Annotated in this window: 2 protein-coding genes; both read right to left on the bottom strand. The window is 37.8% G+C overall.

The window, feature by feature from the left end:
- A partial coding sequence (locus tag ACT3QN_RS13620; RefSeq protein ID WP_444523986.1) for a hypothetical protein occupies positions 1-556 on the bottom strand: 556 nt, incomplete at its 3' end.
- Between the two features lie 43 nt (positions 557-599).
- On the bottom strand, positions 600-1,546 hold a 947-nt coding region (locus ACT3QN_RS13615; RefSeq protein WP_444523987.1), incomplete at its 5' end, for an OmpA family protein.

Below are 1,546 nucleotides of genomic sequence, written 5' to 3'. Positions count from 1 at the left end.
TCCACACTTCATAGGCTGAAAGACCACTTTGTCCATCTGCACCATCTTGACTATCATCTGAGTCTAAATCTTTTGCGACTGCCAAGCCTGCACCGATAGCTCCTAAGCCCACTAGCCAAGGCATTACTTTGAAACCATCTACTTCACTGGCACCTACCCACCAAGGAGTGGCACTTGAGGCTCCTCCTAATGCATGCCCTGTAATCGCGCCTTCGGGCATTGCTGTTAGATAATCTGCATACTCACCCGAATTTGGGATGTAGTAGTAATAATTACCATCCTCAGCCAATCCAATCAGTTCACTGTTGGCAGTGTCGTAAAATCCTTCGATAACTAAATCTGGGTTCTCAATATCTTCATCGAACGAGAGCTGTAAATTATTATCTACACGCTTTGTTATAACGTGATGCGGTGCACGCCCAGTAGATTCATCTAAAAGTTCATAATTAACTTTTTCTGTAGCTTGAATAATAGCAGGCTGACCGTTGTTAACGACTACAGCTTGCTCTGTAATATTTTTAGCTTGATCATATGATTTGACAGTAATAGTAGTCATTGTTAATTTCCTTATTAATTAATAATATTTTGTTTCAGTAAGCTTATGGATTAATCACTGCCATTACTCTACGATTATTCAATCTTCCCAACTCTGTATCATTAGTATCTATAGGTCTTGTTTCACCGTAACCAACCGTTCTCAATCTATAATCATCTACACCATAACTATCTACAAGAATATTCTTAACTCTTTCTGCACGTGACTGAGACAATTTAAGGTTGTATTCAGAAGATCCCTTACTATCCGTATGGCCTTCTAAAATAACGTTATTTTCAGGATATGACTCAATAAAGCGAGCTAAACCTTCAAACTTTGAATAGTCGTTATTGGCGACAACATTCGTATCAAAGTTAAAATTGACCACATACTCTGTTCTCTTCTCGTTCTCGACTTGATCAATATCAACTTGTACTACTGGTTCTTCAATAAGTTTAGGTTTAGGTTTGACATTGCATGTCATAGATACACGGCTAATTTGATAGGACTGACGTACGATATTTTCTAGCTGTGGAATAGCTTCGTTAGCGTCTATTTGCTGAATAACTGATTGATTCGTTGGTGACAAACTAACTTTGATATAGGTTGTTTTTTTCGGAGCAAAGTTATATTTTTCTGAATGGGATACAACATCTTCATTAGTATTTAGGATACTAGCGCTATTGATAGTTTGCGGACCACTACAAACCACGACGTCTGAGTAATACCCATCTTTTAAACTTGTATGAAACATCTTCTCTGAACCAATTCCGATATGAATGGGAATATGTTTTCTAATATCAGCTGAATCTCTAAAAAATACTACTCTACTTTTATTTTCACCAAGCGCCATGTCATCAGGTATTTGAAAGACTTGGCCGTTTTTACTCCAGCGTATTTGGTTTTCATTGGTAACGTTTGTAGAGTTAGCCTCGATAGATTTACCGTCAAGAGTTTGACAGCCGATCACATTCATGGTGAGAAAAATAGTGCTAACTAGTGCAAGGCTAT

Origin of the sequence: Psychrobacter sp. AOP7-C1-14, from assembly GCF_052376135.1 — a bacterium.
Lineage (GTDB): Bacteria > Pseudomonadota > Gammaproteobacteria > Pseudomonadales > Moraxellaceae > Psychrobacter.
This window is presented reverse-complemented; position numbering and strand designations above follow the sequence as displayed.